Raw genomic sequence first — 512 nt, 5'->3', positions numbered from 1 at the left:
GGAGAGCGCAACAACGCGTTTCTCACCATTGGAGTGCACTGGTAAATGCGTAAGTTCATTTTCGTATTGCTGACACTGCTTTTGGTCAGCCCTTTTTCCTTTGCGATGAAAGGTATTATCTGGCAACCACAAAACCGTGATAGTCAGGTTACCGATACCCAGTGGCAGGGGCTGATGAGTCAGTTACGTTTGCAAGGCTTCGATACCCTGGTTTTGCAATGGACCCGTTACGGCGATGCATTCACCCAGCCAGAACAGCGCGCTTTATTGTTTAAGCGTGCCGCAGCTGCGCAACAGGCTGGCCTGAAGCTGATTGTCGGGCTGAACGCCGATCCGGAATTTTTTATGCACCAGAAACAGTCGTCCGCAGCGCTGGAAAGCTATCTTAATCGCCTGCTGGCTGCCGATCTCCAGCAAGCCAGATTATGGAGCGCCGCGCCTGGCGTAACGCCGGATGGCTGGTACATCAGCGCGGAAATTGACGACCTGAACTGGCGCAGCGAAGCCGCCCG

1 protein-coding gene is annotated in these 512 nt (G+C 54.1%); it reads left to right on the top strand.

All coding sequences use genetic code 11. The features are described from left to right. Nucleotides 1–45: 45 nt before the first annotated feature. The coding region (locus ACLJPD_RS33175; protein WP_410877468.1) for a DUF4434 domain-containing protein at nucleotides 46–512 on the top strand (467 nt) is incomplete at its 3' end.

The organism is Nocardia sp. A7, from assembly GCF_046549215.1.
In the GTDB taxonomy this organism is placed as follows: Bacteria; Actinomycetota; Actinomycetes; order Mycobacteriales; family Mycobacteriaceae; genus Nocardia.
The sequence above is the reverse complement of the archived record's forward strand: the minus strand, read 5'-3'. Positions and strand labels throughout refer to the sequence as shown.